Here is a 6170-nt window from a genome sequence, read left to right as displayed (position 1 = left end):
TGATGAGCATGGAATATTAAAAGTCGAGTTATTGAGTGACGGTATTCGTGGTGTATTGGCGATGGTCGGCGATATTGCTTATCGTTGTATCAAATTAAACCCCCATTTAGGTTTAAATGCAGCCGAAGAAAGCCACGGTGTGGTAATGATTGATGAAGTCGATATGCACTTGCATCCTGCTTGGCAACAAACGATATTGGGAAATTTAATCAAAGCCTTCCCTAAAATTCAGTTTATTGTCACTACCCATAGCCCACAAGTTATTTCAACTGTACCGGGACATCAGATTAGAATTCTGGAAGGTAATCATGTTTTGTCGGTTGAAGAGGAGGGAACACAAGGAGCTGAAGCATCGCGCATATTAAAGGAAGTTTTCGGTGTTGAATTGCGGGCGCAACATTTGGAAATTGTAAAAAAATTGAACAGATATCTTAAGTTAGTCGATGATGATAAATGGGATACTTCAGAAGCATTAACACTGCGCCAAGAACTTGACGATTGGGGTCGTGGGCACGAGCCGGAACTGGTAAAGGCAGATATTGATATTCGCATGAAGGAGTATCAACGTAAGTCATGAAAACCTGTTTAAAGGGAAAAATCCCAAATTTGCTCACACAATATCAAAGCAATAACCCTGATGCAAATTGGGAACAGTTTAAAAATGAATGTCAACAAGGTTATAGGGACGTACAAAGTCAATTAAGGCAAGATCAAGGCAATCTTTGTTGCTATTGTGAAATTGAGACTAGACAAGCGTTTGGCATAGGCAAAGATGATTTTCGTGTTGAACACTTTCATCCTAAGTCGGATATAGTTAAAAGTGGTGCTAGCCGCAACTGGGGCTTAGATTGGCGGAATATGTTGGGGTGTTGCCACGGTGGTTCAGAAAGATACGTTACTGATGCCCAAGAACGATATATATCGATAAATGCACAGAGACATTCTGATACACTGAAAGGCGAGTTCATATTAGATGATGAAATTTTAAATCCACTTACAATCCCACCATTTCCCATATTATTCAAAGCAAATCGACGAGATGGTAGTTTTTCAGTTCTTGAAGATAATTGCCGGAATGCCGACGTTAGTATAGACAAAGCTAACGGTTGCTTGGCTGCTGATAAACTCAATTTAAACTCAGAAAAATTAAAAGAGCTTAGGAAAAAAGCTATGGATGCTTTAAATGAGCAAATCCAAGAAGAAGTTTCACGCGGCTTATCCATCGAGCAGGCAATGTCGAATGTCACAAAAGCCCAACTAAGAAAAAACGCACAACAGTATTGGCCTGCTTTTTTTACCACGATTAGAAGTTATCTGGGTGCTGAAAATTTTTTACAAAGTATTCAATATTCAGGTTGAAAATCTAACATGCTAACTACAAGCGTATTTCTCGCTCAACTAATAAGTAATGCTTAAATATATCATCCCACTGATCTTGTTCATCGTACTAGCTGTTTTTTTGGCAGTCGGGTTAAAGCTCAAACCCAGCGAAATTCCGTCGCCTTTGCTCAACAAACCTGCCCCGGCATTTTCCGCCCCCAAACTGACTGCACCCAACGAGAAACTATCGCCTGCCGATTTGAAAGGCAAGGTTTGGTTGTTTAATGTCTGGGCCTCCTGGTGTGTGTCTTGTCGTGAAGAACATCCGGTGTTGAACAAATTTGCAAAGCAACAGGCGGTTATTATTGTGGGCTTGAATTACAAAGATGACCCCGAAGCCGCAAAGAACTGGCTAGCCTCATTGGGTAATCCGTATAACGACAGCGTGATGGATGCCGATGGCAGGATCGGTATAGACTGGGGCGTTTATGGCGTGCCGGAAACCTTTGTCATCGATAAGAAGGGTGTCGTCCGTTATAAGCACACCGGACCGGTGACAGGGGAAGACCTGCAAAATAAATTGCTTCCCTTGATTGCAAAATTGCAGGCGGAATCCTGATGAAACATTGGCTGCTGGTCTTATTGTTCCTGGTTTCCACACTAGGTTTTGCGATTGACGACCATCAATTGGCTGATCCTGAGCAGCAAAAGGCTTACGAACTCATTATCTCCGAACTGCGTTGCCTGGTCTGCCAGAACCAGACTATTGCCGATTCCAATGCCGAACTTGCCGCCGATTTGCGTAGGCAAGTGTATGAGATGCTGCAACAAGGCAAATCCAAGGATGAGATTGTTCTGTTCATGACCGACCGTTACGGCGATTTTGTCTTGTACAATCCCCCGTTGAAAACAAAAACGGCCTTACTTTGGCTGGGGCCGATAGCTTTCTTATTAACGGGGCTCATCATGATAAGTTGGATTATCCGCCGCAAAAAGAAAACTGAGCCGACAATAATCGATAAAGACAAACAGGAAAAAATCCGCCACTTGCTGGGTGATGGAGATCAATCTTGAACCTTATGTTTTGGCTGGTTGCCGCCACCATGATCCTGGTTGCCTTGCTGATTATTGTGCCGCCGTTATGGCGCAAACAAGAGTGTGCTGTGGCAGATGATGATTTGGATCAGCGCAATATCAAGATTGCGCGAGACCGCTTGGTTGAACTGAAAGCCAATAAAGCCGCTGGCGGGATAAGCCAAATCCAATACGATGAACAAGTTGCCGAACTTGAACTGGCGTTAAGCGACGACCTTGATCTCAAAAATCCGATCACCCATTCCCAAAAGCAGGGGCGTTGGCTAGCCTATGTGCTGGTTGTTGCCATCCCCGTATTATCCGCATCGCTTTATGGGACGTTGGGCGATTATCAAGCCATAACCCGAATTAATGAACCGAATCAGGTTGACCAAACGGCACAAGCGAATCAGGCAAACGCCGCTATGCCCAGCCCAGAAGCCATCAATAAAATGGTGGCAAAATTGGCCGATAAATTAAAGGCAGAACCGAATAACCTGGAAGGTTGGTTGATGTTAGGACGTTCCTACAAAATGCTCCAGCGTTATCCAGAAGGCGTTGAAGCTTTTACCCATGCCTATCAATTGGCTGGCGATAAGCCCGAAGTCATGCTGCCTTATGCTGAAGTCCTTGCCCTTGCCAATAACGGCGACTGGGCAGGCTTACCGAAAGATTTGGTTACAAAAGCCTTATCAATAGAACCAGAAAATTTGAATGGATTATGGTTTGCGGCATTGGCTAACGCCCAGCAAGGGGACAAGAAAACGGCGATAGGCTTTTTACGAAAATTGGAAACCGTTTTGCCCGAAGGATCTGGCGATAAACAGCAAATCCATGAATTAATTGCGAACACAGAAAGCGAATTGGGTCATGCCGCGTCCGCAACATCGCCACAACCTACCACGGCATCTGTCGTTTCTGTTGACGTAGCGGTTAGTTTAGCTGCCGAATTACAATCCGACGTTAAGCCTGACGATTCCGTCTTTATCTATGCCCAAGCCTTATCCGGGCCTAAGATGCCGCTGGCAATCATACGCAAGAAAGCCGGCGAATTGCCACTGTCTGTGAGCTTAACAGATGCACAGGCGATGATGCCTAATATGAAGTTGTCCCATTTTAAGCAAGTCCGGCTACTGGCAAGAATCTCCAAGTCGGGTGATGCTATGCCGCAAACGGGAGACCTGATCGGTGTGATTGAAGGGGTAAACCTTGCCGATCACACGGTACATAAAATAGTCATTAACGAATGGGTTAAATAATGTTGTGCTTGATTGCACTCCCCAACGCATGAGTGAACAACGTCTTATTGAGCTGGAAATCAAAATCGCCTATCAGGAAGATTTGCTGCAAGAGTTGAATAAAATAATCGCTCAACAGCAGCACCAAATTCTTCTTCTGGAAAAAACATGCCAGTTGTTGCATGAACGTATGAATAGTTTCCGGCTTGAAAATAATGATGAAGGCAACGAACAGCCACCCCACTACTAAAGGAGTTTCCTGATTAAGTCGGTTTCGTCCATACGTCGGGCGGCTCGCTACAATGGAATCTACAGCTTACCGTTCGCCCTGGGATTCGCAGGAATTAATCAGGGATTCTTAAAGCATATTATCGCTAGACCCTAACTGGATATTGACCGTGATTATAGGATTGCCTAAAGAAATTAAAGACAACGAATTCCGGGTCGGCTTGACTCCGGGCGCAGTAAAAATACTGATTTCCAAGGGGCATCAGGTCAGGGTGGAAACAGGCGCGGGGGAGGGCAGTTTCATTAGCGATGAGGAATATCGCGCTGTCGGTGCCCAGATAGTGGCTGACGCAGAAGATGCTTGGTCAGCGGCCTTGGTTGTGAAAGTCAAAGAACCATTACCTTCAGAATATCCCTGTTTGCGGCAGGAAATGATACTGTTCACCTATTTGCACCTTGCCTCCAATGAACTGCTGACCAAAGCCTTGCTTGCCAGCGGCACAACAGCAATCGCTTACGAAACCGTGCAGAACCACGCAGGGCAATTGCCCCTGTTGATGCCCATGAGCGAAGTGGCCGGGCGTATGGCAACACAGGTCGGTGCGACTATCTTGCAGAAGAATCAGGGTGGGCGGGGAGTGTTGATGGGAGGCGTTCCTGGCGTTGCCCCAGCCGATGTGATTATTTTGGGTGGCGGTACGGTAGGGGCAAATGCTGCCCGCATAGCCGTCGGGATGGGTGCGCAAGTGACAGTTTTGGATGTCAACTATGATCGCTTGGCGTATTTTGAAGACCTCTATAATGGTCGTATCCAAACCCGAAAGAGCAACGCACACACGATTGAGGAAGCGGTTTACGGAGCGGACCTGGTGATCGGTGCCGTGTTGATTCCAGGAGGCAAAGCACCTTGGCTGGTTACCCGTGATATGTTGCCCAGGATGCGAAAAGGTACCGTCATTGTCGATGTTGCCGTCGACCAGGGTGGCTGCGTGGAAACTTCAACCCCCACCACGCATAGCAATCCCACATTTGAAATAGATAGTATCGTGCATTACTGCGTTGCCAATATGCCAGGCGCAGTCCCGCGCACCAGCACATTTGCCCTCAATAACCAAACCACCGATTATGTCCTTTTATTGGCCGACCAAGGCATTGGCGCGCTGTCGGAAAATCCGGCATTGCAATTGGGGCTAAACACGTATCGTGGACAAGTCACCCATCCAGGGGTGGCTGAGACATTTGGTTTCAAGTATATGCCACCCACAGAAGTACTTCCTGGCCAAAAATAGTTGGGACAACTACCTGCCTATCCATTGGTTACCTGCGCAAACATAAGGCCCCATAACGGTTCCTTCAGGATATACCCCTCCATTGTACGAACAGTCCGCCATTGTCGGTGTGGACAACACTAAAAGTAAAATAAAAAAGATAGGTTTAAACATTTTGGCACCTCTTACATAACGAACATGGTTCCCGACATAGCCGCCGCAACGACAACATCATCACTATTAATTCCGAAATTCCACCCCAGTTGTCCGGCATCCTCAGGGCTTAATTTAATGACCGAATCACCTAGGCATGGAATGACAGTCTTAGCCTGCACCTGTATCAGTTTTCCTAAGTTTTTTGGATTCCTGATGAGTAAATAGCGTTCCGCATAGTTCGTTCCGCTACAGACTGCGGCATCCCCTTTCTTAATGCCTGCTTGCGTAGTTGCCTTAACGGCGAATTCTTGGGTTTTGCCAGAATTTTTAGATTCCGCAATAGGGGTTACTACTGTTAAAGCAACAAATGCCGCATTAATGTAGATATATTTTCGGATGGTTTTGAGTACGGCCTCGCGAGCGACTGGCCTTTTTTGCTCTATCGCCAGCAGCCAACATGACAACAATGACAATAAGAATACCAACCCAGGAAGGCCGAGTTTCAAAATTTCCAAGACTTCAATGCCTTTCATTTTTATCTCCCAACAGTTAGCGACAATAGAAAGCAAAATCGCAGTGCTAGTTTAATGTGCAATTTTGGCGCTTTTTAAAGGTCCTATCTAACGCCACAGGCTTATTAGGAACCTCAACCGACTATAGGGATAATGGCTTATCCAGCATTTATTTGATAATCCTGTTGGTTATTAGCCGACGTGTCAAAATCGAAACAACATTGAAACTGGTTCTAATATAAAAATATTTAAGTTCCTTGTCTGTGAAGTAATACCAATGCCAATAGTTTCTTATATTAATAAAGCCCACTGTCGGGTACACAGATTTCTAATAGTGTCGGGCTGGCTGGCAAACCGGTTCCATGCCTGGCAAC

The 6170-nt window shown here is 45.7% G+C and carries 8 protein-coding genes; 7 read left to right on the top strand and 1 reads right to left on the bottom strand.

Annotated elements, in window-relative coordinates:
- From MGMO_RS17765 to ald, 7 genes are all read left to right on the top strand, one after another.
- On the top strand, positions 1–577 hold a 577-nt coding region (locus tag MGMO_RS17765), incomplete at its 5' end, for an AAA family ATPase (protein ID WP_036308746.1).
- Positions 574–1359, top strand: coding sequence for a retron system putative HNH endonuclease (locus MGMO_RS17760; protein WP_023496469.1), 786 nt, complete (start codon positions 574–576; stop codon positions 1357–1359). The genes MGMO_RS17765 and MGMO_RS17760, both read left to right, overlap by 4 nt.
- A gap of 49 nt (positions 1360–1408) precedes the next feature.
- Positions 1409–1939, top strand: a complete 531-nt coding sequence (locus MGMO_RS17755; RefSeq protein ID WP_023496468.1) for a DsbE family thiol:disulfide interchange protein — start codon at positions 1409–1411, stop codon at positions 1937–1939.
- Positions 1939–2394, top strand: coding sequence for a cytochrome c-type biogenesis protein (locus tag MGMO_RS17750; protein ID WP_023496467.1), 456 nt, complete (start codon positions 1939–1941; stop codon positions 2392–2394). The genes MGMO_RS17755 and MGMO_RS17750 overlap by 1 nt, the downstream gene beginning before the upstream one ends.
- A gap of 5 nt (positions 2395–2399) precedes the next feature.
- Positions 2400–3653, top strand: coding sequence for a c-type cytochrome biogenesis protein CcmI (gene ccmI, locus MGMO_RS17745; protein WP_023496466.1), 1254 nt, complete (start codon positions 2400–2402; stop codon positions 3651–3653).
- 28 nt (positions 3654–3681) lie between these two features.
- Positions 3682–3882 (top strand): SlyX family protein, encoded by a 201-nt coding sequence (locus tag MGMO_RS19205; RefSeq protein WP_023496465.1) that lies wholly within the window; start codon positions 3682–3684, stop codon positions 3880–3882.
- A 148-nt stretch (positions 3883–4030) separates the two neighbouring features.
- Positions 4031–5149, top strand: coding sequence for an alanine dehydrogenase (gene ald, locus MGMO_RS17735; RefSeq protein ID WP_023496464.1), 1119 nt, complete (start codon positions 4031–4033; stop codon positions 5147–5149).
- Between the two features lie 164 nt (positions 5150–5313).
- Here the strand turns inward: ald and MGMO_RS17730 are convergent, their stop codons facing one another.
- Entirely contained in the window at positions 5314–5817 is a 504-nt protein-coding gene (locus MGMO_RS17730) for a hypothetical protein (RefSeq protein ID WP_023496462.1), read from the bottom strand.
- Between the last annotated feature and the right edge of the window lie 353 nt (positions 5818–6170).

The organism is Methyloglobulus morosus KoM1, from assembly GCF_000496735.2.
Taxonomy (GTDB): Bacteria; Pseudomonadota; Gammaproteobacteria; order Methylococcales; family Methylomonadaceae; genus Methyloglobulus; species Methyloglobulus morosus.
Note: the sequence above shows the minus strand (reverse complement) of the source record. Positions and strands in the feature narration are given on the sequence as shown.